Annotated in this window: 30 protein-coding genes; 17 read left to right on the forward strand and 13 right to left on the reverse strand. The window is 65.6% G+C overall.

Features of this window, described 5'->3' with window-relative positions:
• Positions 1 to 93 precede the first annotated feature (93 nt).
• Entirely contained in the window at positions 94 to 672 is a 579-nt protein-coding gene (locus RT97_RS02105) for a peroxidase-related enzyme (RefSeq protein ID WP_042577136.1), read from the reverse strand.
• A gap of 64 nt (positions 673 to 736) precedes the next feature.
• A complete protein-coding gene (locus RT97_RS02110) occupies positions 737 to 1,663 on the reverse strand; it encodes a LysR family transcriptional regulator (protein WP_042577137.1) in 927 nt (308 codons plus the stop codon).
• A gap of 140 nt (positions 1,664 to 1,803) precedes the next feature.
• Between RT97_RS02110 and RT97_RS02115 the strand changes: the two genes are divergently transcribed.
• Positions 1,804 to 3,246: an MFS transporter gene (locus RT97_RS02115; RefSeq protein ID WP_042577138.1), complete on the forward strand. Its 1,443-nt coding sequence runs from the start codon at positions 1,804 to 1,806 to the stop codon at positions 3,244 to 3,246.
• Between the two features lie 209 nt (positions 3,247 to 3,455).
• On the forward strand, positions 3,456 to 4,001 hold the full coding sequence (locus RT97_RS32965; protein WP_155403708.1) for a hypothetical protein: 546 nt from the start codon (positions 3,456 to 3,458) through the stop codon (positions 3,999 to 4,001).
• A 104-nt stretch (positions 4,002 to 4,105) separates the two neighbouring features.
• On the opposite strand, the gene RT97_RS02125 is transcribed toward RT97_RS32965, so the two are convergent.
• Both RT97_RS02125 and RT97_RS02130 read right to left on the reverse strand, forming a co-directional pair.
• Positions 4,106 to 4,975: an NmrA/HSCARG family protein gene (locus RT97_RS02125; RefSeq protein ID WP_042577140.1), complete on the reverse strand. Its 870-nt coding sequence runs from the start codon at positions 4,973 to 4,975 to the stop codon at positions 4,106 to 4,108.
• A gap of 47 nt (positions 4,976 to 5,022) precedes the next feature.
• The gene (locus RT97_RS02130; protein ID WP_042577141.1) at positions 5,023 to 5,958 is read right to left on the reverse strand and encodes an NADP-dependent oxidoreductase; all 936 of its coding nucleotides are present in this window, start codon (positions 5,956 to 5,958) and stop codon (positions 5,023 to 5,025) included.
• Positions 5,959 to 6,061: 103 nt separating this feature from the next.
• Between RT97_RS02130 and RT97_RS02135 the strand changes: the two genes are divergently transcribed.
• Positions 6,062 to 6,937: a LysR family transcriptional regulator gene (locus RT97_RS02135; protein ID WP_042577142.1), complete on the forward strand. Its 876-nt coding sequence runs from the start codon at positions 6,062 to 6,064 to the stop codon at positions 6,935 to 6,937.
• 53 nt (positions 6,938 to 6,990) lie between these two features.
• Here RT97_RS02135 and RT97_RS02140 read toward each other — a convergent pair whose 3' ends face one another.
• Positions 6,991 to 8,616, reverse strand: a complete 1,626-nt coding sequence (locus RT97_RS02140; protein WP_042577143.1) for an SMI1/KNR4 family protein — start codon at positions 8,614 to 8,616, stop codon at positions 6,991 to 6,993.
• A gap of 301 nt (positions 8,617 to 8,917) precedes the next feature.
• On the opposite strand from RT97_RS02140, the gene RT97_RS02145 reads away from it, so the two are divergent.
• Together RT97_RS02145 and RT97_RS02150 are read left to right on the forward strand one after the other, a co-directional pair.
• Entirely contained in the window at positions 8,918 to 9,664 is a 747-nt protein-coding gene (locus RT97_RS02145) for an MHYT domain-containing protein (protein WP_042577144.1), read from the forward strand.
• A gap of 25 nt (positions 9,665 to 9,689) precedes the next feature.
• The gene (locus tag RT97_RS02150) at positions 9,690 to 9,956 is read left to right on the forward strand and encodes a hypothetical protein (RefSeq protein ID WP_253278107.1); all 267 of its coding nucleotides are present in this window, start codon (positions 9,690 to 9,692) and stop codon (positions 9,954 to 9,956) included.
• Between the two features lie 33 nt (positions 9,957 to 9,989).
• Here the strand turns inward: RT97_RS02150 and RT97_RS02155 are convergent, their stop codons facing one another.
• Positions 9,990 to 10,631 (reverse strand): dihydrofolate reductase family protein, encoded by a 642-nt coding sequence (locus RT97_RS02155; RefSeq protein ID WP_042577145.1) that lies wholly within the window; start codon positions 10,629 to 10,631, stop codon positions 9,990 to 9,992.
• A 240-nt stretch (positions 10,632 to 10,871) separates the two neighbouring features.
• Between RT97_RS02155 and RT97_RS02160 the strand changes: the two genes are divergently transcribed.
• Positions 10,872 to 11,162: a DUF1330 domain-containing protein gene (locus RT97_RS02160; protein WP_042577146.1), complete on the forward strand. Its 291-nt coding sequence runs from the start codon at positions 10,872 to 10,874 to the stop codon at positions 11,160 to 11,162.
• Between the two features lie 85 nt (positions 11,163 to 11,247).
• Here RT97_RS02160 and RT97_RS02165 read toward each other — a convergent pair whose 3' ends face one another.
• The 3 genes from RT97_RS02165 to RT97_RS02175 all read right to left on the reverse strand — a co-directional run bounded on the left by RT97_RS02165 (position 11,248) and on the right by RT97_RS02175 (position 13,101).
• Positions 11,248 to 11,946, reverse strand: coding sequence for a phytanoyl-CoA dioxygenase family protein (locus tag RT97_RS02165; protein WP_042577147.1), 699 nt, complete (start codon positions 11,944 to 11,946; stop codon positions 11,248 to 11,250).
• 121 nt (positions 11,947 to 12,067) lie between these two features.
• The gene (locus RT97_RS02170) at positions 12,068 to 12,421 is read right to left on the reverse strand and encodes a DUF4440 domain-containing protein (protein WP_042577148.1); all 354 of its coding nucleotides are present in this window, start codon (positions 12,419 to 12,421) and stop codon (positions 12,068 to 12,070) included.
• Between the two features lie 92 nt (positions 12,422 to 12,513).
• A complete protein-coding gene (locus tag RT97_RS02175) occupies positions 12,514 to 13,101 on the reverse strand; it encodes a lipocalin family protein (protein ID WP_042577149.1) in 588 nt (195 codons plus the stop codon).
• A gap of 246 nt (positions 13,102 to 13,347) precedes the next feature.
• On the opposite strand from RT97_RS02175, the gene RT97_RS02180 reads away from it, so the two are divergent.
• From RT97_RS02180 to RT97_RS02195, 5 genes are all read left to right on the forward strand, one after another.
• Positions 13,348 to 13,752 carry a hypothetical protein gene (locus RT97_RS02180; RefSeq protein ID WP_155403709.1) on the forward strand — a complete coding sequence of 135 codons (405 nt, stop codon included), beginning with the start codon at positions 13,348 to 13,350 and terminating at the stop codon, positions 13,750 to 13,752.
• Positions 13,749 to 14,162 carry a shikimate kinase gene (locus RT97_RS02185; RefSeq protein WP_052810529.1) on the forward strand — a complete coding sequence of 138 codons (414 nt, stop codon included), beginning with the start codon at positions 13,749 to 13,751 and terminating at the stop codon, positions 14,160 to 14,162. Before RT97_RS02180 ends, RT97_RS02185 begins: the two co-directional genes overlap by 4 nt.
• Before the next feature lie 216 nt (positions 14,163 to 14,378).
• Positions 14,379 to 14,639, forward strand: a complete 261-nt coding sequence (locus tag RT97_RS32970; protein WP_155403710.1) for a hypothetical protein — start codon at positions 14,379 to 14,381, stop codon at positions 14,637 to 14,639.
• A 237-nt stretch (positions 14,640 to 14,876) separates the two neighbouring features.
• Positions 14,877 to 15,512, forward strand: a complete 636-nt coding sequence (locus RT97_RS02190) for a hypothetical protein (protein ID WP_042577151.1) — start codon at positions 14,877 to 14,879, stop codon at positions 15,510 to 15,512.
• 77 nt (positions 15,513 to 15,589) lie between these two features.
• Complete coding sequence (locus tag RT97_RS02195; protein WP_042577152.1) at positions 15,590 to 15,820, forward strand: hypothetical protein; 231 nt, start codon at positions 15,590 to 15,592, stop codon at positions 15,818 to 15,820.
• Positions 15,821 to 15,911: 91 nt separating this feature from the next.
• On the opposite strand, the gene RT97_RS02200 is transcribed toward RT97_RS02195, so the two are convergent.
• Positions 15,912 to 16,298 carry a VOC family protein gene (locus RT97_RS02200; protein WP_042577153.1) on the reverse strand — a complete coding sequence of 129 codons (387 nt, stop codon included), beginning with the start codon at positions 16,296 to 16,298 and terminating at the stop codon, positions 15,912 to 15,914.
• A gap of 137 nt (positions 16,299 to 16,435) precedes the next feature.
• Positions 16,436 to 17,365, reverse strand: a complete 930-nt coding sequence (locus RT97_RS02205; RefSeq protein ID WP_080898139.1) for an alpha/beta hydrolase — start codon at positions 17,363 to 17,365, stop codon at positions 16,436 to 16,438.
• Between the two features lie 211 nt (positions 17,366 to 17,576).
• Between RT97_RS02205 and RT97_RS02210 the strand changes: the two genes are divergently transcribed.
• Positions 17,577 to 17,972, forward strand: coding sequence for a nuclear transport factor 2 family protein (locus tag RT97_RS02210; protein WP_042577154.1), 396 nt, complete (start codon positions 17,577 to 17,579; stop codon positions 17,970 to 17,972).
• Positions 17,973 to 17,988: 16 nt separating this feature from the next.
• Here the strand turns inward: RT97_RS02210 and RT97_RS02215 are convergent, their stop codons facing one another.
• Positions 17,989 to 19,464 carry an HD domain-containing phosphohydrolase gene (locus RT97_RS02215; protein ID WP_042577155.1) on the reverse strand — a complete coding sequence of 492 codons (1,476 nt, stop codon included), beginning with the start codon at positions 19,462 to 19,464 and terminating at the stop codon, positions 17,989 to 17,991.
• Positions 19,465 to 19,642: 178 nt separating this feature from the next.
• Here RT97_RS02215 and RT97_RS02220 point away from each other — a divergent pair, with 178 nt between their 5' ends.
• Positions 19,643 to 20,233: a DUF308 domain-containing protein gene (locus RT97_RS02220; RefSeq protein WP_042577228.1), complete on the forward strand. Its 591-nt coding sequence runs from the start codon at positions 19,643 to 19,645 to the stop codon at positions 20,231 to 20,233.
• A gap of 162 nt (positions 20,234 to 20,395) precedes the next feature.
• Here RT97_RS02220 and RT97_RS02225 read toward each other — a convergent pair whose 3' ends face one another.
• The gene (locus tag RT97_RS02225) at positions 20,396 to 20,668 is read right to left on the reverse strand and encodes a hypothetical protein (protein ID WP_042577156.1); all 273 of its coding nucleotides are present in this window, start codon (positions 20,666 to 20,668) and stop codon (positions 20,396 to 20,398) included.
• Positions 20,669 to 21,169: 501 nt separating this feature from the next.
• Here RT97_RS02225 and RT97_RS32975 point away from each other — a divergent pair.
• The 4 genes from RT97_RS32975 to RT97_RS02245 all read left to right on the forward strand — a co-directional run bounded on the left by RT97_RS32975 (position 21,170) and on the right by RT97_RS02245 (position 24,577).
• Positions 21,170 to 22,162: a hypothetical protein gene (locus RT97_RS32975; protein ID WP_042577157.1), complete on the forward strand. Its 993-nt coding sequence runs from the start codon at positions 21,170 to 21,172 to the stop codon at positions 22,160 to 22,162.
• Positions 22,163 to 22,324: 162 nt separating this feature from the next.
• On the forward strand, positions 22,325 to 23,341 hold the full coding sequence (locus RT97_RS02235; RefSeq protein WP_042577158.1) for a patatin-like phospholipase family protein: 1,017 nt from the start codon (positions 22,325 to 22,327) through the stop codon (positions 23,339 to 23,341).
• Between the two features lie 119 nt (positions 23,342 to 23,460).
• Positions 23,461 to 24,141, forward strand: a complete 681-nt coding sequence (locus tag RT97_RS02240; RefSeq protein WP_042577159.1) for a hypothetical protein — start codon at positions 23,461 to 23,463, stop codon at positions 24,139 to 24,141.
• Positions 24,142 to 24,157: 16 nt separating this feature from the next.
• Positions 24,158 to 24,577 carry a VOC family protein gene (locus tag RT97_RS02245; protein ID WP_042577160.1) on the forward strand — a complete coding sequence of 140 codons (420 nt, stop codon included), beginning with the start codon at positions 24,158 to 24,160 and terminating at the stop codon, positions 24,575 to 24,577.
• Position 24,578: the final 1 nt, after the last annotated feature.

A 24,578-nucleotide genomic window follows, 5' to 3' on the forward strand; every position in this document is an offset into this window, starting at 1 on the left:
GCCTCGCGCGGCGCTTCGACGAGCTCGGCGTGAACGGATTTCTCTTCGGCGAGAGCCGAGCACGCCGACTCGCGCCTCGCCGGACGCAGGCCTTTACTTCTTCTCGCGCGGCAGCCGTCCCATCAGGAAGAACTCGTTGTTCGGCTGCATGCCGCTGAAGCTCGCGAGCCGGTTGCTCAGCCCGAAGAACGCGGTGATGGCCGCGATGTCCCAGATGTCCTCGTCGTCGAAGCCGTGGGCATGCAACGGCGGAAAGTCGCTGTCGTCGATCTCGTGCGAGCGGTCGCAGACCTTCATTGCAAAGTCGAGCATCGCGCGCTGGCGCGGCGTGATGTCGGCCTTGCGGTAGTTCACCGCCACCTGGTCCGCGACCAGCGGCTTCTTCTCGTAGATGCGCAGCAGCGCGCCGTGCGCCACCACGCAGTAGAGGCACTGGTTGGCCGCGCTGGTGGTGGTCACGATCATTTCGCGGTCGCCCTTGGTGAGCGAGCCTTCTTCCTTGAGCATCAGCGCGTCGTGGTACGCGAAGAAGGCGCGCCACTCGGCAGGGCGGCGCGCGAGGCCGAGAAACACGTTGGGCACGAAGCCCGCCTTCTCCTGCACGGCGAGGATCGCGGTGCGGATGTCTTCAGGCAGGTCCTTGAGTTCGGCGAGGGGGTAGCGGGCGGCCATGGTTTGTCTCCTGGTGTTCGATGCCGGGATCATAGGCAGATGCCCACCGAGGCCGGGTATGCGGTTACGGCGCCCCGGCCTGCTCGCTCCGCGGCCGGCACACCTCCAGCACCAGGCCCCGCAGCCACCGGTGCGCAGGGTCCCGGTCCAGGCGCGGGTGCCACATCTGCGACACGGTGATCTGCGCCGTGGGCATCGGCAGCGGAATCGCGCACAGCGTGCCCTTCGCCCGCAGGTGCTCGAAATACGAGGACGGTATCAACGCCACCAGGTCGGTCGCGGCCGCGATCGACAACGCGGTGCCGAAGCTGGGCACCACGACCGCGGTGTTGCGCACCAGGGCCATCGCTGCGAGCGCGTCGTCCACCGGCCCCACGGTCCGGCCGTGGCGTGAAGTGACCACGTGGTCGCAGGCGGCGTAGCGCTCGGCAGTGACTTCGGGTTCCGCGAGCAGGGGATGGCCCTGCCGCACCACCGCGATGAAGTGGTCGCGATACAGCGCCTGCACGCGCACCTCCGGGCCCGACTCGCCGAGAACGCCGACATCCAGGTCGAGCAGCCCCTCGCGCAGGGGCCGGACGTCCTTGTCGGGCTTGGGCGCGAAGCGCAGGCGAACGCCGGGCGCCTCGTGCGCGGCGCGAGCCACCAGCTGATGCGCGAAGGCCTCGATGAAACCATCGTTGGCCCGTATGGTGAAGCGGTGCCGGAGCGTGCGCGGGTCCATGCTCGCGCCGGCGGGTTGGAGCACCGCGCGCGACTCCTGCACGAGGTCTCTCACGCGATCGCGCAGTGCCTCCGCATGCGGCGTGAGCACCATGGCGCGGCCTGCGCGCACGAGCAACTGGTCGCCGGTCGATTCGCGCAACCGTGCGAGCGCACGGCTCATGGCCGACTCGCTCAGGCCCAGGCGCTCGGCAGCTTTCGCGACGCTGCCCTCGGAAAGAAGTGCGTTGAGCGCAAACAGCAGGTTCAGGTCGGCATCTGTCGGCATGCCCGAACCTAGCACGGCAGCGCCGATTCCAGCAGGCGCCGCATGCAGGAACAAGCTGCGCGCCGCGCGCTGTGCAAGCCGCGCACGCAGTCCTAAGCTGACCTGACGCGATAGAGCGTGCCTCCACCAGTCGTCCAATCATGCTGACCTCCACCCTTCGATCGAACGCTTCCCTCGCCATTGCCCGCACCGTCGAAACCCAGGCGGTGAACGACGCCGACGGCCTGCCTCTGCCGCGGCGCTTCGCGGCCGTCGCCGCGATCCTGGGCGCGGGCGTGCTGGTCGTGCTCGATGGCGCCATCGCCAACATCGCGCTGCCGGGCATTGCCGAGCAACTGCAGGCGACACCCGCCGATGCCGTCTGGATCATCACCGCCTACCAGCTGGCCGTGGTCATGTTCCTCTTGCCGGCTTCTGCCGTCGGGGAGCGGTTCGGGTACCGGCGCGTGTTCGCGGGCGGCGTCGCGCTGTTCACCGCGGCGTCGGTGTTGTGCGCGCTGGCCCCCTCGATGCCATGGCTCGTGGCCGCGAGGTGCCTCCAGGGCCTGGGCAGTGCGGCGGTCATGCCCCTTGGGTTGGCGCTGCTGCGCTTCACTTACCCGCGTCGATTGCTGGCGCGCTCGATCGGCTGGAACGCGCTCGCCGTCGCGGCCGCTTCAGCGGCCGGGCCCACCCTTGGCGCTTTCATACTTTCCGCGGCGAGCTGGCCGTGGCTCTTCGCGGTGAACCTGCCGATCGGCCTGCTTGTGCTGGCCGCCTGCGCAGGGTTGCCGGGTCCGGCGCTTGCGCCCCGCTCGGAGCGCCCCATCGACGCGTGGAGCATCGCGCTGAATGCGGTCATGTTCGCCTCTTTCGTGCTCGGGAGCGACCGGCTCGTGATGCACCCGTTGCACGGCGGCGCGCTGCTCGTGTTGTCGGCCGTCTGCATGGTGCTGCTGGTGCGGCGCGAGATGCCGAAGGCCGCGCCGTTGATCCCGCTCGACCTGCTGCGCGTGCATTCCTTCCGGGTCTCGATCGTCGCCTCCGTGTGCTGCTTCACCGGACAGATGGCGAGCCTTGTCGCGCTGCCGTTCTACATCCAGCACGAACTCGGCCAGAGCGCGGTGACCGCCGGCCTCTTGATGACCCCCTGGCCGCTGGCCGTGATGCTGGCCGCACCGCTGTCCGCACGCCTGGCCCGGCGCGTGCCGAGCGCCTGGCTCTGCGCAGCCGGCAGCGCGTGCTTCGCAACCGGCCTGGCCCTCTGCGCTGTGTGGCCGCTGCACGGCCACCCGGCCTTGCCGATCGCGGTGTTCACCAGCCTCGCGGGCCTGGGCTTCGGCTTTTTCCAGACACCCAACAACCAGAACATGCTGCTCTCGGCGCCCAAGGAACGCAGTGGCGCGGCCGGTGGCGCGCAGGGCACTGCGCGGCTCACCGGGCTGACGCTCGGGAGCCTGTTGATGAGTTTGATGTTCGGGCTCCTGCCGTCGCACAGCGCCGTGCACTGGGGCCTGGGGGTGGCGGCTTTGGCCGCGCTGGGCGGGAGTGTGGTGAGCTTGCTCAGGAGCCCTGCGAGGACGTTCTCGGGAGCGCACGCTTAGGGTTCCGCCGGCTGCGCCTGGTTGACGGGCGCCAGCCCTTGAGCCTTGCATTCAAGTAGATTCCGCTCGCAGAACTGCTGCTGTGTGTCGCAGGGAGAGCATGGCGGGCGCATCTCGCATCGAAGGTCGAGCTCGCTCCTGGCCCAACCTGTTCCACAAGACATGCAAGGTTCGATCGTTTGACAGTCGCTTGCTGAGGCTCATTTGCCATGAAGTATTCACGCCGCCTTCTTGCTCTTTTCGCCGCACTCGCTTGCACCCACATTGGCGCTCAAACAACGGACGCGGCATCGCAAAGATCCGTTGCCGAATCCAATGCCGCCGTTTTCAAAGCTTGCGCCGTCGCTCCCACAGCGAATGGAGCGTGCCCGCTCGATGCGGTCTTTGGGCTCTTCAAGCTCGCGCCCAACAACGACGTGCTGGACTTCAAGGTTTCGACAACCGTCCCACGGACGATCAACCAGAACTACGGGTGGATCCTGAGACTCAACCAGCAATCCGGCAAGGTCCGCGTTCTCGAACGCGTGACATTGCCAGAGACCCCGAAGACGTGGGGCAGCGGTGGCCAGCCTCACGGCACGTCGGCGGATCGCAAGACCATTTCGCTGGACGTGACCCTGACGATCTACAACGGCACCATCTCGAAGTCTTGGGACGTGGCCGATGGCGATCCTGCCGGCCACTACCTCATCAGCGCCTACGTCGAAAACTCCGCTCCGGTGCAGTTCGAGTTCGATGTCATCGATCCAAAATGACGAACTGCCGCAGACCAGGGGTTGAACTCGTCGCGGCTGCCTGCCTCAGTTTCGAACGTCGGCCGCGAGGGACCGCTTCTTGCCGATAGTACGAAGCGCTTCGCCTACGGCGCGGCAGTGGCCTCCTTGACGAAGTCGGTGTACGTGCGCAGCGGACGGCCAAGAATGGCCTCCAGGCGATCGGCTGCGCCGTCCGCGCCGTGCATGCCGAACTTCTGAATCCCGGCCATCATCAGGCGCATGTCGTAGGCAAGCCAGGATGGCGCCGATGTGGCCATCTGTGCTTCGAAGGCTGCCACGTCATCTCCACCGTAAATCACTTCGCGACCGAGCGCGGCACTCCAGATCCTGGCCGCCGACTCGCCAGTCAACAGCTCGGGCCCGACCAGCTCCAACATCGTGCGCGGTGAAGGCGCGGGCGCGCGATCGCGGCGCAGCAGTTCGGTGACGGCGGCATCCGCGATGTCGCGCGCATCGATCATCGCGACGCCCGCCGAGCCAATCGGCATCGGGTAGACGCCGTAGCCCTGGATCACCTGCTGGACCGTGCGTTCGTTCTGCATGAAGTAGGCCGGCCGGAGGATGGTCGCCGGAATGTCGAGGCTCTCGATCATTCGCTCGACCGTGTGCTTGCCGGTGAAGTGCGGCACATCGGTGAACTTGTCCGCATGGATGACCGACAGGTAGACGATGCGCTCGATTCCAGCCTCGCGTGCCAGGTTCAGCGCGACGAGGGCTTGGGTCACCTCGTCGGGCGTGACGGCGTTGATCAGAAACAGCGTGCGCACCGATGAGAGCGCCGCGCGCATCGAGGGCACGTCGGTCAGGTCGCCGACGACCTCCTTGACGCCGGCTGGAAGCCGTTGCTTTCCGGGTGTGCGAACGAAGGCGCTCACTTGGGCGCCGGCGCTGGCCAGCCCTTGAACGACGAGGGAGCCGATGGTGCCGGTGGCACCTGTGACGAGGATGCTCATGGAAATCTCCAGGGTTGAGGGGGAAACGGTCAGAGGGGAAGGAGCGATCAAAGCGAGAAGTCCGCGACGACCTTGCCGATGCGAGGGGCTGTGCGATTGCGTTCGATGGCCGCGGGGAGGTCGTTGAAGCCCACGACTTCGTCGAGCTTCGAGACCAGCGTGCCTTGGGCGATCTCCGCCGCCAGCCGTTCCAGGAGCGCCGCGTCCGGTTTGTTCATGAACCACAGTCCGCGACGGCCGGCAGGCGTGCGGGCAAGGATGTCGGGCGATGACGTGCCGACGATCGCGCCGTCCTTCGCCAGCACCTGCCACGAGCGATCCAACACTTCGCCGCCGACGTAGTCGAGCACCAGGTCGATGTCACTGGCGACCGATTCGAAGCGTTCGGTCCGGTAGTCGATGACGTGGTCTGCGCCCAGGCTGCGAACGTACGCGACGTGCGCAGTCGACGCTGTTGCGAAGACCACGGCGCCCGCCCGCTTGGCGTACTGCACGGCATAGCCACCCAGGCCTCCCGCTGCGCCGTGGATCAGGATTCGCTGACCTGCGGCGATCGGACCCGCGTGATGCAAGCTCTGCCAGGCGGCCACGGCCGCCACGGGGACGCCGGCCGCATGGGCGTCGTCCAGCCCTTGCGGCGTGCGCACCAGGTTGGCCTCGTCGACGGCCACGAAATCGGCATAGGCACCCAGCCCGCCAAGCGGGCCCATGACGCGATCGCCCACGTGAAAGCGTGAGCTCCCGGGCCCGACCGCCTTGACAACGCCTGCGAGTTCGATACCCAGCACGGCGGGCAGTTGAAGCGGGAAAGCGTCCCGGACGAATCCTTCACGAACTTTCCAGTCGATGCCGTTCACGCCGGCGGCCCGAACGCGGACCAGGACCTGGCCCTGTCCGGCGGTGGGCCTTGCGATCTCGGCGATCTCGGCGGCGGCAGCACCCCCATAAGCCCGGATCAGGACTGCGCGTTGTGTGGTGGTCATTTCAATTTCCTCATGTCGAAGTTGCGATGGGGAGAAGATAGGCCGTTGCATCGATAAAACGAAGATGCGAAGATGAAGACACCTCGTTTCAAATTCGGAACACATGGACCTGAACGCATTGACCGATTTCGCCCTCGTCGCAGCGAATGGAGGCCTCGGAAAGGCAAGCCGCGCGAGCGGCAGATCGAAGGCGACCTTGTCCCGGCGCATCGCCGATCTGGAAGAGCAGCTCGGCGTGCGGCTCATCGAGCGCAGCGCCCGCGGGCTCAAGCTCACGGAAGCCGGGCAGGTGCTGATGGACCGCACCGAAGGGCCGATGCACGAGGTGACCGACGCCATGACGTCCGCTCGCGAAGGCTTGTCGGTACCGCGCGGGCGCCTGCGTGTCGCTTCGCCGGTGCTGTTCTCCCAGCTTGCAATGGGGCGCATCTCCGCCGAGTTCTGCGCGGCTTATCCCGATGTCGCATGCGAGGTGGTGGCGGACGATCGCCTGGTCGACCTCGTCGAGGAGCAGTTCGACGCCGCGATCCGGATCAATCCAAGCCCGGACAGCAGCCTTGTGGGCCGGTGCTTTGCCAAGGACCGATTGGTGGTCGTGGCGGCGCCCTCTGTGCCCGTGCCAACCCCCGGCAAGGTCAGCCCGGTTCCGAGCATCGTGTCCACAAGCTTTCAACCGACGAACTGGACACTCGACGACGGACGCCTTGTCCTGGAGCCGGTCCCCAAGCTCAGGCTTTCTTCATTCCTGATGATTCGCGACGCTGCGGTTGCCGGCGCCGGCGCCGCCCTGATGCCGCAGTCGATCGCATGGAACCAGCTGACGCGCGGAGAACTGGTTCAGTGGGGCATGGTTTCAGGGGTGGAGGTCGCGCTCTGGGTCCTGCATACGTCGAGGCGACTCCCTGCACCGAAGGTTCGGGCGTTTGTCGATTTCATGTGCGAGCAATATCCGCAGGGGTCTCTCGTACTGAATGGCTAGAAGACCGGTCGCTCGCCCTGGCGAATGGTCGGCAGTTCGCGGCTAAGCAGCGCCTAGCTTGCGCTGGACGCCGACCGCTCGAACTTGCGCAGCCTCGCAATGAGCACGCGGATGTCTTCGAAGGTGCGTGCGTTGCCGATGCCGGCGTCTCCAAAATCTTCGACCACCAGGAGCGACGCATCGCCTTCCCGGCGGTAGTCCAGCAGCACCAGTTCATCGCGCCTGGCGTTCAGCACCACGAGCTTGTCTGCACCGGCGATCGACGCATGCCAGGGCGTTTCTCCAGGCGCGAAGTCGATGCGCCTCGAAAGCTCGGCGAGCGTTGCGACGTATTCCAGCGGCGCCAATTCCTCGAAAGGCTCGAACTCTCCGGGGCCGTCTTCCAGGAACCGGTACGCGACATTGCCGCCATTCCTCGCACGCCACAACTGCCGGATCGCTTCGGGCAGCGGCACGCCGAGCCGCGCTTCGGTCTCGTCGATCAATGCGTCGTCAGCCGCGGCCTTCGGTTGCCAGCCGTCGTCTCTTCCCTTGGCCATGTTGACGAAAGGATGGACGCCTTCGCCCCAGAACGCGGTCGCGCGATCTTCCTTCGACAGGTCGCCCAGCGGCTTGCTGCGAAACAGCGTCCGGTCGAAAGGGCGGGGCGCTTCTTCTTTGGGCCGCCGCAGTGCCTGGAAGAAGGCATCGAAGCTCTCGAACGTGATGTCGGGGAGATCGCCATGCCTGGCGAAGTCGACGATCGAAACCCGTGGTTCGCCCGGCTGGCCGTAGTCGAGCAGCGTCATGTCGCCATAGCGCGCCTGCAGCACCAGCAGCGTGTCCGCCTGGGCGGGCATGTCGTCCGGATCGTCGGTGAAGTCTTCGTAATGAGCGCGGACCGTGCGAAGGTCTTTCAACGGATACAGGCTGGAGTAGTCGATGCTGAAGGCGCCGCGCCAATCGTCGAAGACGGGGCCGGCATCGCGCTTGAGCGGCACGTAGAGCGCGCCTACGTAGCCGCCATCCAACGTCCGGTAGAGCGCGCGCAGGCTTTCGGGCAGCCGGAAGCCCGTCCGTTCTTCTGCAGCGGCGATCTGCGCATCGCTGGCCGCGAGCGGCGGCTTGGCGACACGCTTGCCGCGACCTTCCAGCGCCTCGCGCAACGGGTCGGGGCGCCAGTAGCCGGGTGACTTGAAGAAGGTATCCGGCGTGAGCGGTCTCGGGTCGATGTCGAGCTCCACCTCTTCGGTCGGGGCCGCGGTGCGGTCGACGGCTGTCGGGGTGTGGGCATCCTCACGGTCCGAGGCGTTCGCTTCCAGCTTGATGATGGCGAAGGAGCATGCGAGGCCGATCAGAAACACGAAGCCGACGCCCAGCAGGTCGCTCGCGCCGAACGCAAGGACGGGTGCCGGTGCGACCAGGCTCCCGAGGCCGCGCCCGATCAAGTAGAAGACGTACCCGAGGACCAACTGGACGGGCAATGCCACCAGCAGGGCCAGACAGACGGACCTCACGCCCCCGGCGCGCCAGGCCATCTGCCACTGGCGAAACTTGCCCAGGGCATAGAGCACGGTCAACGCCGGCGTCGCCAGCACCACGATCCAGGGCGAGCGGGCAAGCCAACCCGCTGCGATCAACGACACCACCACCGTCATTGCCGCGGCGATGCGCATTGCGCCGGCGACCTTGCTGCTCATTCGCGCTCCCTTTTTTCACCCTTGGATCGAACGATCCTAAACGTGCGGCCCCTGCCGCGAGGTCGGAGCGAGGCGCGCACCGGACCGCAGGGGACGGCGGCATACGGCAACCGACCGATCGCGAGGACGTTGCTCTTGACCGATCCGACCGTCTGTGGCTGCCATGGGCTGATTCATGCCAACTAGATCACGCTTGTTTACAAGCATTTGCCGGTTTACACATTGTTCCTTTTGATAACAAAAGTACGCACGTACATTTCGCCCGTTTCCACCTTTCGCCGGACGTTGTCTGCGACGCATCATGAACATCACCATCGTTCCCGAATATGACGTGCCCCTCGTGGCCCTGTCGTATGCGATTGCGGTCATCGGGTCACTGGTCGCGCTGTCCGCAGCCCGGACGATCGTCGGCTCCGACGGCCGCATCAATTTCTACAGCGCGATCTCTGCCGGTGTCGCGCTCGGGGGCATCGGCGTGTGGTCGATGCACTTCGTGGGCATGCTCGCGATCGACCTCAAGATGGGGGTCGGCTACTCCATGTACGAAACGGTGATCTCGTTGGTGGCCGCGGTGGTCGCGACCTCGGCGGCGCTCTCCTATGTGGCCAAGGGCCGCAAGGACCCTCGGCGCATCGCGGTGGCTGGAACCCTTCTGGGCGGCGGGGTGGCCGTGATGCACTACCTGGGCATGCACGGCATGCGCTTCGGCGGCTTTGTCGATTGGTCGACACCTGTCGTCTTGTTGTCTGTCGTGATCGCTATCGCCGCGGCTTCGGCTGCGCTGTGGCTCGCGTTCAACACGAACACCTGGCGCTCGCGAATCCTTGGCGCACTCGTGATGGGCGTGGCCGTGTGCGCAATGCACTACACGGGCATGGCGGCTGCGGACTTCATCTGCACCACGGCCAACCCCCGCGCGATTCCGTCGGGCCTTGCAGTGGTCAGCGCACTGCAGATGCCCGTGTGGGTCATCTTGTTGGCCATCGGCGGTGCGTTCTTGCTTGCGACGGACCAGATCCTGCGCGCCACTGCGCTGCCGTCTCGCTGAACCCTATCGGCAAGGAGATCGACAAATGCAAAAGACTGACGTGTTGATGACGTCGATGGACCTGGCCCGCGCGGGGTTGGGCTTCACGCCGGCGGCTGCAATCGACCATATCGCCGAACTCATCGCGGCCGAAGATGCAACCGGCGAGTTTTACGACCGCAATGTCGATGGCCTGCTGCGCCTTGCCGCCTGCATCTGGAGCCTGAGACGCGACGCCGTCGCACCAGGTCCCTCTGCAAAGCCTTCCGGACACCAGCCGCCGGGGCGGAAGGAACAGACAGGAATTTGCTAGACAGGAGCGGGGGTAGCTTTCTTGCGCGCCGGTCTACTTCCTTGCGAATTTCAGGTGCACCACGTTCGGCGTCGCGACCGTCTTCACCAGGGCGAGGTCGCCCAGCGCATTGACGTCGTCGAACAGGCGTTCGCCGCCGCCTAGCAGCGTCGGCACCAGATGAAGCTGCGCTTCATCGACCAGCCCGGCCTTCAGGTACTGCTGCGCAGCACGGGCGCCGCCTGCCAGCGCGACGTCCTTTCCGCCTGCCGCGCGACGCGCCTGGTCGAGCGCGCTCTCGATCGCGTCGGTGACGAAGGTGAAGGTCGTGCCGCCCTGCATGACCAACGGGACGCGTGCGTGATGCGTCAGCACGAACACCGGGTGGCTGAACGGCGGCGTGTCGCCCCACCAGCCGTTCCAGGGATCGGCCGTGTTCCATGGCCCCGGGCCGCCACCGAACATGTTGCGGCCCATGATGGTCGCCCCGATGTTGGCGAGTTCTTCCTCCATCACCGGCGTGCTTTCGTTCGCGATGCCGCCCTCCATGCCATGCGGCCGCCGCCAGGCCTCCAGCGGAAAGACCCATTCGTGCAAGCGCTCGCCGCCCACGCCGAGCGGTTCCTGCAAAGTCTGGTTCGGGCCGGCGACGAATCCGTCCAGAGACATCGAGATCCTGAATCGAAGCTTTGACATGCGGTTTGCTCCTTGATGCAAGGCATTCATCAACAAGAAGGGTGCCCGACTTGTTCGACATGGTGGATTGAGCGGCGAGTCTAGGAGCTGCGCATTTGCACGGCAATGACAACAAAGCCTGGGTTCCTGCCAAAAGACCTTGGCATTCGGTCGGAGCCGCCGAAGCGATTGAGCCGGACATTGCGAGCGGCTACAGTCGGCCGGCTATTTTTTCCATTCAGCTACGAGAGAGAAATCACCATGGCAAAAGCCTATTGGGTCAGTGCATACCGTGCCGTCAAGGACGCCGACAAACTCGCGGCCTACGCGAAACTCGCCGGCCCGGCAATCGCAGCCGGCGGCGGCCGCTTCCTGGCGCGCGGCCTGCCCGCCAAGGTCTACGAGCACGGCTTGTCCGAACGCACCGTGCTGATCGAGTTCGACAGCGTCGAGCAAGCGACGGCCGCGCATGACAGCCCCGACTACAAGGCCGCGCTCGTTGCACTGGGCGACGGCGCCGAACGGGACCTGCGGATCATCGAAGGGGTCTGAGAGGGGGAGCGGGGCGCGCGTGCACCTGCTTGCTGCTTGCGCCCCTGCCTCCGTCGGCTCGCGCTGCCATGCGGCGGCGCTGCGCTCAGGCGTCGAAGAAGCAGCGCGCCGTCGCCATCATCCGCACGTTCTTCGTCGCGTTCACCGATGGCGTGTGCAAGAGACGCAGGTCCATGAGGAACACATCGCCTGCGCGCCCCGACATCTCGACGATGTCGATGTCCAGTTGCTGCAGACTCTGCTCGATGCTTGCGGATGTCTTCAGCGTTTCGCGCAGGCGCGACGCCGAGGGACGCCCCGGCGTGTCGACGCGATGCGAGCCGGCCAACGCCAGCGTCGCGCCGCCACCGGGCGCCACGTCGTCGATCAGGAAGAAGGCCTGGACACCCGGCAACGGGCCCTGCGGCTTCGCGGAGATATCGACATGCCAGTTCAGCCCCTCGAGCGTCGAGGCGCCTTGCTGGGGTGGTGACAGCAGCAGTTGCGTGTCCTGGACGGCCGGGGTGCGGCCGCCCAACCGGGTCACGTACTCGATGAGCCCCGGCGTCACCAGCGTCGCATGCAGGCCCGGCACCTTCACGAGCGCTGAGAGCTTTCCGATCTGCTGGAAGACAGGCAGCCGCTGCAGCGAACCCAACGGGCTCTTTCCGCCGGGCAACGCCTTCATCCGCTTGAGTTCGTCGAGCAGTTTCTGCCGGACGCCCGCGACATGCTTCTTCGGATGGAAGCCCTCCAGCCGCAGGTACCCTTTATCGATGAAGAGGTCGGTTTGAGGTGAGTTCATTCACTTCTCGAAGCTGGAGCGGTTCGTCAACACGTCGAGCCGCGTGGCGACGAAGTTTGGCATTTCACTCTTGCACGGTGCCGAAGACATCGGCCCTGATCGGCCCTGCATGGACGTCCGGTCAGGGCGATGTCGAAGTCGCCGTGGTGGCTTGGGTCATGACGGTGGCCCATGCACCGTCGATGCGCCTCCAGACCTCCATCACCCACAACCCGCCGCTGAAGAAACGGGTCACCACGAGGTCGCCATGCTGCTCGTGCTGCTCGCGTTCGCGCGGTACGTAGGGCCGCTGCTTCTGCGTCTGGAGGTTGCCGATCCGATCGGCCCGGGTCATGAACTGGCCGTTCTGCTGGACAGTCGTGAAGTCGCTCGCGGTGTATTTGCCCCAACGCGCCGGATCGACAGCATAGAAGGCTTCGTCGCGCGCACGCATGGCGGCCTGGAGGTCTGGAGGGAGCGTGTGGGTGCCAGTCATATGCGCGCACTTTAGCGGCTGTGCCGGGGCCTGGCGTGAGCTTCGCGCCGCCGGGAGTTCGTCCGCTACAGTTTCCCGGCCGTGCCCGAATGCTACGGCTTCGCACCCGCCGCGGGCGCCTCGGGCCAGCGCTGCGGCACACGGCGGAGGCCGTCCACCGAATAGCCCAGCTCCTTCAGGCGCGCCACCGCCGTCTGGTACGAGGCCTCGGAGATCTGCGGCGTGCGCGCCATGATCCACGCGTAGTCGCGATCGCTGCGGCCGATGATGGTCAGCTGGTAATCGCGGTCGATGTCGACGATCACGTATTCGGCCTTGATCGGCCAGACGAACTGCATGCCCCAGACCGCGTTGTTGGTGCCGGGCACGACCGTGCCGACCGGGTTCATCGTCTTCAGTTCGCCGTCGAACGCTCCTTCGCGATAACGGAACCGGGTGGCGATCCTGCCGTCGGGCTGCAGCGTGTACGACTCGACCGCGTTGAAGGCGTTGCGCTCGGGCCGCGTGGGGATGTTGCCGATGACATACCAGTCGCCAGCGAATCGCTGCAGGTCGACCTGCGGCACCGGCCGGATCGTGACATTCGGCGACACCGCGCAGCCGGCGACAAAGAGCGCCGTGACCAAGGCCGCGGCAAGCAGGACGGTGGGCTTGGCGAGATGTGAGGACGGGCGTTTCATGGTGGCAATTCCGGGAGTTCGCTGGCAAGGTACCGGCCGTTGGGCGCGGGAGGCGTCGGACGGGGCCCTGCGGCTTTGCAGGCCGCTCGGCGCGTTGGCACAGGTCGCTCTATTTACCCGGGGGCGGATCCGCCTTCTTCACCGCCCTGGCCGTGCTGGACGGGAGGGCGCGACCGGCTACAGTCGGCGACCATCGGACATTTACCGACACCATCAAGCCAGCGCGTTGCCAGGTTCAAGCTGACCTTGATCAAGAATCACGTGTTTATTCGAACTGCAGTTCTCTTCCTGACAGCGTGCCTCGGCTTATCGGCCCTCGCCGACCCAAAGCCCAGCCTTGCCTACGATGACGGGTTCGTTTGGTGCTTGTCCGGTCGTCTCGCGGCCGACCTCATCCGACGCCAGGCCACCGCGCGTGCCCAGCCACAACCGGAGGGAGATGCGGCGGCTCAACGCGCCGATCTTGAGGTCCTCTATCACCGCTATCTCATCGACTGCAAAGACCCGCTTCCAGAACTAGCCAAGGTGCTTGGCGTATCCGAACTGGAAAAGTCGGCGGCAGAATCCGTTGGCGATACCGTCAACAAGATGACGTCTAAAGTCGGGCGTGACCAAACCGTCAGCTTGACGCATTACTTTATTTACGAGTGACCACGGTTCTTCATCTCGTCGGTCCGGGCGGCGCCGGAAAGACCTCTGTCGGTCCCATCCTGGCCGAGCGACTCGGTTGGGAGTTCGCCGACCTTGACGAGCACTTTATGTCACGCGAAGGGAGCATTGCCGCTTGCATTGACGCATACGGCTATGCGGACTATTCGAGGCGAAACATTGCTGTTTATCGGAAGGTTAGGAGGTCGTTCGCGTCCTCCACCGTTTTGGCTCTCTCGTCCGGCTTTATGACGTATCCCGAGGACGTCGACCCGGAATATAAAACGCTGCGCTGTGCAATAGAGGTCGATGCCCTCACCTCGTTGCTGCTGCCATCGTTCGAACTCGAAACATGCGTTCAGATCATCGTGCAGCGACAGCTTTCGAGACCCTATTTGCCCGGCAACAGGTGAAGCGAGGAGCGACGGATACGAGAGCGGTTCCCTAAGTTCATGGCGCTACAGTGCGCCCGGTTTCGGAGCGATGCTGCTCTCGACGAGACTGCGTCGCAAATCGAACGGTTCGCTCGTGGGCGTATCAGCATCCTTGAGCAGGCGCGGTAGGCAAAGGCAGAATGCAGCCAGAAGCGGACTTTGAAGATGCCCTCATATCGTGTCACCGTAAGCTGCATGGGATTGACGGAAGCTCGGCTCGTTGATGCGGTGCCTGACCTGCTGTCGGAGTTCGCCGAGCGCCCTTGGCAGAAAGATGTCAGATGTGAAGCAAAAGATGGTGTGCTGCGCCTGTCTGCGCTGAATGACTTCGACAGCAATGGACAGGCGCTGCTTGACGAGCTCTGGGATGCCGTCATCGCCTATGTTCATTTCGATGACAAGGTGAGCTTCGAGGTCGAAGGAGTATCGGTGCAGAGCAGCCTCGCTGGCGATTAGGCAGAGCACCGCTAGAACCGGACCTTCACCACGCTGGCCCAGTCCCCAACCATCGCAAACTGGCAAACGACATGACGGCGGCAAAAGCATGCGCAGCAAATTGCGATGATGATCTTACCCGCAAGGCCGCCAAAATCGAGAGCTCACATGAATTTCCGTAGCGTTTCCGTACGCGTATTGCTGCCCTTTGCCGCCTTGCTTCTGACATCAGGCGCATGCACTGCCGGAGGCGATGACATGTCCTCCAAGCCGCGCAATGCCGGCAAGACGATCGCAGTCTGCGGTGTCGCGTTCGAGCTGCCTGCGGCCTACCGAGTCACACGGCCGTCGCGCAGCAAGAATGAAGGTGGCGAGGACGAGTGCCAATTCAGCATTCAGATGGCAAAGCCAAGGGACAAGGACCTCTACGAGTGCCACGAAGAAGGCTACGCATCTCAGCCGCCATACGATGTCTGCGACTGGTACCTAGCCTCGGGTCCTTTGCCGGTGGGCACGGTGGCATCTGTCGTGGTTGCGAACGGCCGCTTGGATGCCGGCAAGCAAATTACGGTCGGCGACTTCAGTTTCGACGGCAGTGCATGGCACTTGCCAACTCGCCTGGGTGAAGCGCCCGATGCATTGAAAGCCGTAACATTTTTCGGGAAGCAGGCGCGCGAGGGTCTGTGGGAATACAAGGGTCAATTTCGTCGTGCGCGGACTGAGAACTACGAGACGGAATACGGCGGCGCGGATGGTGAATTGGGTGGGCTTGTGCAGCTTGCCCCAAATCTGCTCGTCGGCATCTTGGGCGATGCGCATCGATCTCGCAATTGGGCTGCGACCCTGAGCGAAAGCCTGCGCGTGGCCGCACCCGAAGACCTGAAACGTCACTAGAGGCGCCGTCTAGAGCTGCTAACTGCTAGGCCTGCCGAATGCCCGCCGTAGGAGCACATCCTGCCAAGACCATAAGCATGAAGCAGACGCACCTGGCCTGGATTGTGAGAATGGGATATGTCGCAATGGCTCTAGGCAGTCTTCTGCTATTGCTTGGCGATCTTCTGCCAGTCCATCTGTTCGGCGGTATGCATCATTACTACCGCGTGATCCCAACTGAGCACAGCTGGCTCATGGAGGCAGTGTTGGTTGGGCTCGGCCTGCTGTTGGTGCTGGTTGGCCGAGCGTTGCGCAACAAAGGTCAATGATGGCTATCGGCCAACTCCCGGCCGCCACGCCGACCGTGCGGCCGAAGCGCTTGAAGAAGGTCGAGCCCGAGCGCGACGCACCGCGCGCTCGCTAACCCTCTGCCATGTCCTCGTGAATGCAGAGGTAGTTTCCCTCCGTGTCCTTGAACCACGCGGCCTTCTCCGAGCCGAGCACGCACACGTGGTCGACGGTCTTCAGCTCGGGGTAGTCGTAGTCCTCGAACACCACGCCCGCGCGCTTGAGGTTCGCAACGCTCGCGGCGATGTCGTCGACCTGGAAGCTGATCGCCGTGTGGTCGGCCTTGGTGCCTTCCGGTTTGGGAAACAGCGACAGCGTGCTGCCGCCCACCGAGTAGACGAATTTGCCGTCGGGCTTGAGGCCGCCGGGCTTCAGGCCCAGGCAGCCTTCGTAGAAGGCGCGGGCGCGGTCCATGTCCTTGACGGGGAGCATGGTGGTGACAGGCGAATCGGACAGCATGGGAGGTCCTTTCGAAAAAGCCCGCACAGCGGCTTCGCGCAGCAAGTGCCGCCCGGCATTTCGCTGGCTCACCTTGGCTGGCCGGCAGAAAAACCAGCTTACGCCGACAGCCGGCGCAATGCCATCCCGCGCCGTGGCTAGGGAAACAGCCGGGCCGCGACGTCTTCGAAAGACACGGTGTCGGTCCCCGTGTGCGTCTGCGGGTAGGTGGATTCGGTCATCACGAACTGCGGATAGGCGCGCGACTGCAGGCGCTTGCGCATGTCGTCGACGTTGCCGAAGTTGCAGTCCTTGGGGCTGTCGCAGCGCGTGAGCACCAGCGTTGCGGGCAAGGGCTTGCCGCTGCCCCAGGCGTCGAACATCCGCTGCTCCAGCGCGTTGTTCTGAGGCGTTTGCGAATCGAACGAGGCTTCGAACGCAAGAAAGTGCGAGAACGTGAGCATGCCGCTCGCCCCCTCCATGAAGAGCGCCAGGCCCGCCATGCTCCCGCTGAGCGACAGGCCGGTGAGCATGCGCTTGCGCGGGTCGGCGCGGTACTTCGCCTCGATGAAGGGCACCAGCTCCTGCGTGAGGAAGTCGTGGTACGCGTGCGCGCCGGGCAGCATGTAGTCGAGCTCGCGGCGCGACGTGCCGCCGATGCCGACAAGAATCGCCTGCGCCCGCCGCTTGTCGAGGATGTCCTTGAAGTTCGCGAAGCGTGTGCCCGGCGGATTGAAGACCGCGTCGCCATCCATCGCGTAGACGACCGGGTACGCCGCCACCGAGCCGCCGTCGTACGAGGCCGGCAGGTAGATCTGCAGGGGGTAGGCGGCGCCCGTCCTGGCCGACGTGATGCTGTCGGAGACCACGCGGCTCGCAGCCGCGAGCACGAACTCCGATGGCGAAGGGTCGGCGGCGCCCGGCTGCGGCCTGGCACCGGTCGAGAACACCGGTGCGACCGGCACGAGGGCCGCGAGGCTGTTGCCGGCCCCGGTGCCACCGCCTCCGCCTATGTACGCGGCGCCCGCGAGCAAGACCACCCACCCCACGGTGGAGAGGAATCGGCACACCGATCGTCCGGACGGCATTGCAACTTCCAGGTTGTGAAGGGCAGGGGGAGGACCCCTTCCCGAAAGGGTGCCACGCGAGCCCCGCAGAGTCTGCGAAAGCAGGGTAGTTGGCAAGTGAAATATTCGTTTCAATGCCTAGACTCCGGTGCGGCCAGCCGCCCGCGACCGGCCACGCACTTCTCGCGGCGCATCGAGGCCGCAAGCCACTGAACCCGCACGGAGATCGACGATGCAAGCGCAACAGAACATCCGGTTGGCACTCGATCGGCACTGGCTCGCCTCCGCCGTGGGCGACCAGGCCGCCGAGCACGACATCTATCACGACGATGCCGTGTGCGCGTACCCGCAGTCGGGCGAGGTCATCCACGGGCGCATCAACCTGCAGGCGCTTCGCAGCCATCACCCCGGCAGGCCATCGGGCTTCGAGGTGCGGCGCATCACGGGGGAGGGCGACGTGTGGGTCACCGAATACCGGATCGACTACGCGGGCAAGAGCGCCTTCACCGTGAGCATCATGGAGTTTCGCGATGGCAAGGTGGCGCGCGAAACGCAGTACTTTGCCGACCCGTTCGATGCGCCCGCCTGGCGCGCCCAGTGGGTCGAGCCGACGCCGCGGCCGGCATAGCGCCTGGAGCCGCTCTTCAGATCCAACCCCGGGTGGACGCCTTCAAGGTCGCGGCCGCACGCGTCGAACATTCGAGCTTGAGGAACAGCCGCTCCACGTGCGTTCGCACCGTGCGCGGGCTGATGCCCAGCGCGCGGGCCACTTCCTTGGTGCTCTCGCCCTTGCTGATGCAGCGCAGCACCTCCAGCTCGCGCTCCGACAGCGGCTGCTCGCCGCCCTTCGCCGCCGCAGGCTTGGCGGGCGCATGCGACATCGCGGTGGCGAGCAGCGCATCGACAACGTGCGGATCGAACCGGCCCGCCTCCGCGTCCTGCCTCATGCGCTCGGCCGCTTCCGCCTCGCTGAACTCCGCCCGCCACGGACGGCGCGTGCGCAGCGAAACCCACCGCTCCGCCGCCGCGACGAATTGCCCCTCCACCGGCATCGCCGTACCCGAGCGCCCGCGGAAATAACCCGAGCCATCGCGCCGCTCGAAGGCGAACGACGCAATGTCCGCTTCGAGCGCGAGCCCGTCGATCTGCCCGGCGGCGCGCGACGTCCAGTACGGCACGAGCCGCATGCGTTCGAGCGACGAGGCCGGCAGCGGCTCCGGCGCGTTCCAGATCGCATTGGGCACCGACGCCCGCCCGATGCCGTGGATCAACCCGGCCTTGTACGTGCGGTGGCACAGGGCCGCATCGAGGCCTGCGCGCGCGCTGCCGTCGCGCGCGAGCTGCGCCACGCGGCGCGAATAACCCGTCATCCAGGGCAGCTTCAAGTCGATCACGTCGCCCACCAGCTCCAGGCCCACGCGGTTGAGCATCGAGGCGGGCTGGTCGGCCACCTCGGTCCACGGCGGGGTAGGGGCGTCGAGCGTGGCCATCCACGTCGAGACCCACGGCTCGCTGGCTTCGACCAGCGTGGCGGGGTACACGCTGTTCGCGCGGCCGCGCGCCAGCGCGAGCGCCTCGTCCTGCCCATAGAGGCGGCTGAAGATCTCCAGGTCGCTCGCCAGCGCCACCACATACGTGGCGAGCGGCACCTCGTTGCCCTGCAGCAGGCCGGGCACGCCGCCGCCGTCGTAGGTCTCGAAGATGGCGCGCAGCGCCGCTTCGGTGTCGGCGCCCAGGCCCAGCGTGTTCGCGATGTCGCCGGCAATTTCGCAATGGATGTTGGCCATCGCGAGCATCGCGTTGGGAACGGGCGCGGTGCGCGGCTGCTGCTGCCTGGCGCGCGGCTTCTGCGATGCAAGCAGCGCCTGCCGGCCCTGCACGTCGTCGTCCAGAAAGTCCGCGAACTCCTGCGCATTGGCCGTGCAGCCCGACCAGCGCAGCAGCGCGACGTGCCGGGCGGCCTCCACCTGCGATGCGTCGCAGCGCGCCTGGGTCGCGATCATTCCCGCGAGCCACGCGGTGCGCAGCGAATGGTCGGTCGGCTGGCCCATGCTCAGGTCGCCGATGAAGGCGAGCGCGCGGACAGCGTCGAAAACCGCAATGGTCGAGTCGTCGGACATGAGGAGGGGGCCTGGGGGCAAAAGCCCAGCATCGCACAGTCTTCGGGCCTTGTCGGTCATTCGACCGATACCGCGTCTGGGGCTGCCCCAACAGAATTGTCTGCACCCGCCTCGCTCGAGGGGCGACGGTCTTTCTTCCTTCTTGTTTTCTCTATATGCGGCCTTTGCCGCCATTGACATGCCTGACACCAACCCATCCCAACTCCAGCGAGCCGCTTGGCTTCGCAAGCTTTACTTCACCCGCGCTGCGTTTTCCTTCGTGTGGGTCGCGCTCGCCTTCACCGTGGCCAAGGGGTCGCCCATCGTCGCGACCGCGCTGCTCGTCGTCTACCCCGCGTGGGACGCGCTGGCGAACCTGTGGGACGCCCGGATGACCGGGGGCGCGAAGGCCAACCCCACGCAGGTGCTGAACGCCTGGATGAGCGCGCTGGTCACCGTGGCCGTGGTGGTTTCGCTCGGGCTCCACCTGCAGGTCATTCTGTTGATCTTCGGCACCTGGGCGATCGTGGCGGGGCTGCTTCAGCTGGCGACGGCCATTCGCCGACGCAAGGCCGATCGGGGGCAGTGGGTGATGATGCTGAGCGGCGCGCAGTCTGCGCTGGCCGGCGGGTTCTTCGTGGCGCAGCAGGGGAGTGCTGCACCTGTGGTGCAGACGTTTGCGGGGTATGCGGGGGTGGGGGCGGTCTACTTCCTGATTTCGGGGCTGGTGATCTTGTTTCGGCAAGCCAAGAGCCGGCCCCAGAACTTCGCTCGCAAGGATGTTGGTTGAGCATCACGTCAACGCTGGGCGCGTTGTGAAAACCTGCGCGTAGCCGGGATCTGCGAAATCTGTCGTGCGAACACGGTGACTCGGAGTTGGCAGGCGCGATGCCTCTGCCTGCGCCCACTCCGGTTCCCTCTGCTCATGCCCCGCCGCCGGGGCATGGCCGCATCAGCTTCGTGCCGCCCGTTCGCTCTCGCACCGTTGATGGAGTTCCCCCGCCTCATCCACCAAATCAGCAATCAGCCAGAACACGTTGTCCAGGTGCTTCGACCCCGCGCCATCGAACCAGTCGATGCCATCGCCGTAGCAGCACCACAGCAGCGACTTCAACTGCGTGAGCCTGTTTTCAAGAAGATCCGCCGCGCTGGGCCCTTCCGGGGGAGTGGTCGAGTTGCCGCGGGATGTGGGCGTGGGACGCCCGGCCATAATTCGATCAGCCATTTGTTGTGCTCTTTCCAAGAGGGTTGCACGTCATGTGGTCAGACGGCTGGGGTGCTGACACACCCCGGCCGTCGCCTTTTGTGCCCCGCGTTTTCCATCGAGTGCGCATCGCACCGATGGCCCGCCGCGAGGCGAAGCGGTCGTTCATCCAGGCGTGTTGTGTGTGATGCCTTCCTTGCCCACTGTGTGGGTCGTCGAGTGACAGGGGCATCCACTTTAGAGAGAGGCAGCGCGGGCGGGGAAACTGAATGCGCTAGTAATTCTCGGAACGCGAAGGTTTCGCTTCGTCGCTGCAAATTGCCGATGCGTGGGAGGTGAGGGCGCGCAGATTTCGGCGTCACCTGGCGCGGGCAGAATCACCCGGTTTTTTTCTGCGAGTGTTCGGGTTCGATGCGCGGCATCTGTACAGAGCGCCCTCAGTGCAGGCTGCAATTGCCGCATCGCTCGACCGCAAGCGCAGCGAATCGAATCGACCGCAAACACAACCCGGGAGCCAGCAACGTGCGACACCACTTCGGCGACTTTCTCGATCGCGATGGAAGCTACTGGACGATCGTTCCCAACAGGGAGCGCTACGCCCATCGCATCGACGACGTGCCCGAGGGCAGCGCAGACATCACGATCACGACGATCGGAAAGGAAGACGAGAACTGGGCCCGCGCGCTCTCGTTTCCGAACCTGGTCGAGCTCACGCTGCACGAGCCCACGGCGGAGCAACTGACCGCGATCGGCGCGATGCCATCGATCAAGCGCCTGCGCATCACGCATGCGAGGCCGCAGACGCTCGACTTCATCCGCACGATGCGTGGGGTGGAGGAGCTCGTGCTGGAGTACGTCTCCGGCTTCAGCGACCTGTCGCCGCTGGGCGAGTTGCCGAATCTTCGGGCGCTGCACATGGAGAACCTGCGCCGGGTGTCGAGCTTCGGCGGCCTGGCGGGCGCGGCAAGCCTCAGGTACCTGGCGATCTACGGCACGACCGATTGGGAGCAGCCGATCGAGGACTTCGAGTTTCTTCGCGGGCTCTCGCAGCTGGAGGTGTTCGCGCTGTGGCAGGCCAAATGCCGCGCGCCGTATCCGGCCATGCGCCCTGCGATTCACCTGCGCCAGCTGAAGAAGCTGCGCATCCACCGGAGCTATCTCGCGACGGACGAGTTCGCGTTGCTGGAGGAGGCGCTCGGCGGCGTCGAGGGTACAGCCTGGGGGCCGTTCGAAACGGTGGCGCGTTCGCAGATTCCGCTGCCCGCCGACGATGCGCGCGCCCGTCTTTCGGACGACGTGATCCGCGCGAGCCATCCGGAGGTTTCGTTGCATTACAACGGCCAGCGCTTCATCGACGACCCCACGTCGCGATGGTTCGAGTTCACGGGGCGCGCTGCCGGAAGGGTGAAGTGCAGCAGCGCTTCTGCGGAGGCGAAGTGCCTGGAGAAATCGCAGCTCTACGAGGGCATGAGGCAGCGGGCGCGGGCGCTTGTCGAGCAGGAGCGCGCCGCGTAGCTGCTGCGTTGCTTGATGGAGGAGAAGGTGCAGGCGACGCCACGGCAACGCGCCTGTAATGACGTGAAATGGATCGGCGGACGAAGAGGCGCCACAGTGCGCCTCGTCGATCCATCCGCTCATTCACTCACTCATTGACTCACTCAAGCAAGGAGCACTGCCATGTCTTTCAAGATTCTCTGCTGCGACGGCGGCGGTATTCGCGGCGTGATCACTGCGCTGCTGATCCAGGACCTGGACCGCAGCTTCGGCATCGTCAAGAACGCAAACGGCTTTGCCGGCACCTCCACCGGCGGCCTGATCTCGCTGGGCCTGGTAAGCGACGTGGGCATCGACGCGATCGTCAATCTCTACGAGAACGAAGGCGACAAGATCTTCGAGCCCAACGGCTGGCTGCTGAACGCGCAGCTCAAGCAGCAAGACCGGGCGCCGGCGCAGTCGGCAGCAGAGCTGCTGGGCAGCGGCCCGGGCATCTTCAGATGCCAGTACGTCAACACGGGCTTGAAGACGGTCGCCCAGCAGCTGGTGGGCACCGGCGCGATGTCTTCGGCGAGCCGCTTCGTGGCGGTCAATTCCGCGCGGCTGTGGGACTCGGGTGACGGCAGCTGGTCGCCTTGCACCATCTCCAACGGGCCCAGGAACACCTATCGAGGCATCAGCATGGTGGACGCGGCGCTCGCCACCTCGGCCGCGCCGACGTACTTTCCGCCGTACCAGGTGGGCGACTTCGGCTACTTCGCCGACGGCGGCACCTTCGCCAACAACCCCTCGATGACGGCGATCGTGGAAGCGATCTACCAGGGCTACGCGCCCGCCACGTCGGACATCGTGATGTTGTCGCTGGGCACCGGCGCGAACCCGGTGGGCGTGCCGCCGAGCTCGGTGCCAGATCCGCTGGCCTGGGGCGTCACTCACTGGCTCTGGCCGTTCAGCAACGGCCCGGTGCCGGCGACCGCGCTGCTCAACCTCACCATGGACGCCACCGCGGACCTGGCGGCGATTCAGGCACAGCAACTGCTCGGCAACAACTACATGCGCGGCAACGTGCCGCTGAGCCAGCCGTTCGCCCTGGACGACTACAAGAACGTGGGCGAGCTGGTGAGCGCAACGCAGAGCTACATCGCGCACTCGCCCGAGTGGGCGGCGGTTCGCAGCTGGGTGGAGCAGAACTGGACGTGAGCGGCGCGGCTCCCGCCGGGGCAGGTCAGGGCAAGGTGGGCAGGGGTGGGTGAGACTGGGTTGTCGCTTGCACAGCGGTGCGGTAGCCTCCCGGCTCCATCACTGCCAGGAGTCTCCCGATGTCCGGTCGCTTGCTTCTTTCCACTGGCGCTGCCGTCGCAGCCGCCGCACTGATCATCGGTTGCGGTGCCATGGGTTCATCGGGCGGCAAGCCGATGAGCTTCTTCATCACCAGCACCAACCCCGGCAAGGGCGGCGACCTCGGCGGCCTGGCCGGCGCCGACCGCTTCTGCCAGTCGCTGGCCACGAGCGCGGGGGCGGGCAACAAGAACTGGCGCGCCTACCTGAGCACCACGGCCGCGGGCGGGCAACCGGCCGTCAACGCGCGCGACCGGATCGGCGCCGGCCCATGGACCAACGCCAAGGGCGTGGTCGTCGCCACCAGCGTGGCCGACCTGCACAGCGCCAACGCCAAGGTCGGCAAGGACACATCGCTCACCGAGAAGGGCGAGGTCGTCTCCGGCTTCGGCGATCCGGTCAACCGCCACGACATCCTCACCGGCTCGCGGCCCGACGGCACCCTGGCCTTGCCCGAGGCCGGCAAGGACACCACGTGCGGCAACTGGACCCGGAGCGACGGCGGCTCCGCCATCGTGGGCCACCACGACCACAAGGGCACCAACCCCGATCCGGTCGCCAATGCCTCGTGGAACTCCTCGCACGGCACGCGCGGCTGCAGCGTCGACCAGCTCAAGATGAGCGGCAGCGCCGGGCTGATGTACTGCTTCGCGACGAACTGACGTTCCGGGGAAGTCCATGGCAAAGATGATCTTCGTCAGCCTCCCCGTTGCTGACCTCCGGGCCTCGATCGCCTTCTACGAGGCGCTCGGCTTCCGGCAGAACCCGAAGTTCAGCGACGACGCTTCGGCGTGCATGGTGTGGAGCGATGCCATCCACGCGATGCTGCTGACGCACGACAAATGGCGCACCTTCACCGAGCGACCGCTGCCGGCGCCCGGAACTGCGGGGGTGATGCTGTCGCTGTCGCTGGAGAGCCGCGAGGCCGTGGACGCGATGAACCTTGCCGCAACAGGCAACGGCGGGAAGGCGGATGTCAATCCGGTGCAGGACCTGGGGTTCATGTACGCCCGGGATCTCGCCGACCCCGACGACCACCTGTGGGGAGCTTTCTGGATGGACCCGGAGGCGGCTGGAGCTTCCGAGCCCAAGGGCTGAA

This window comes from Variovorax paradoxus (assembly GCF_000834655.1).
GTDB lineage: Bacteria > Pseudomonadota > Gammaproteobacteria > Burkholderiales > Burkholderiaceae_C > Variovorax > Variovorax paradoxus_F.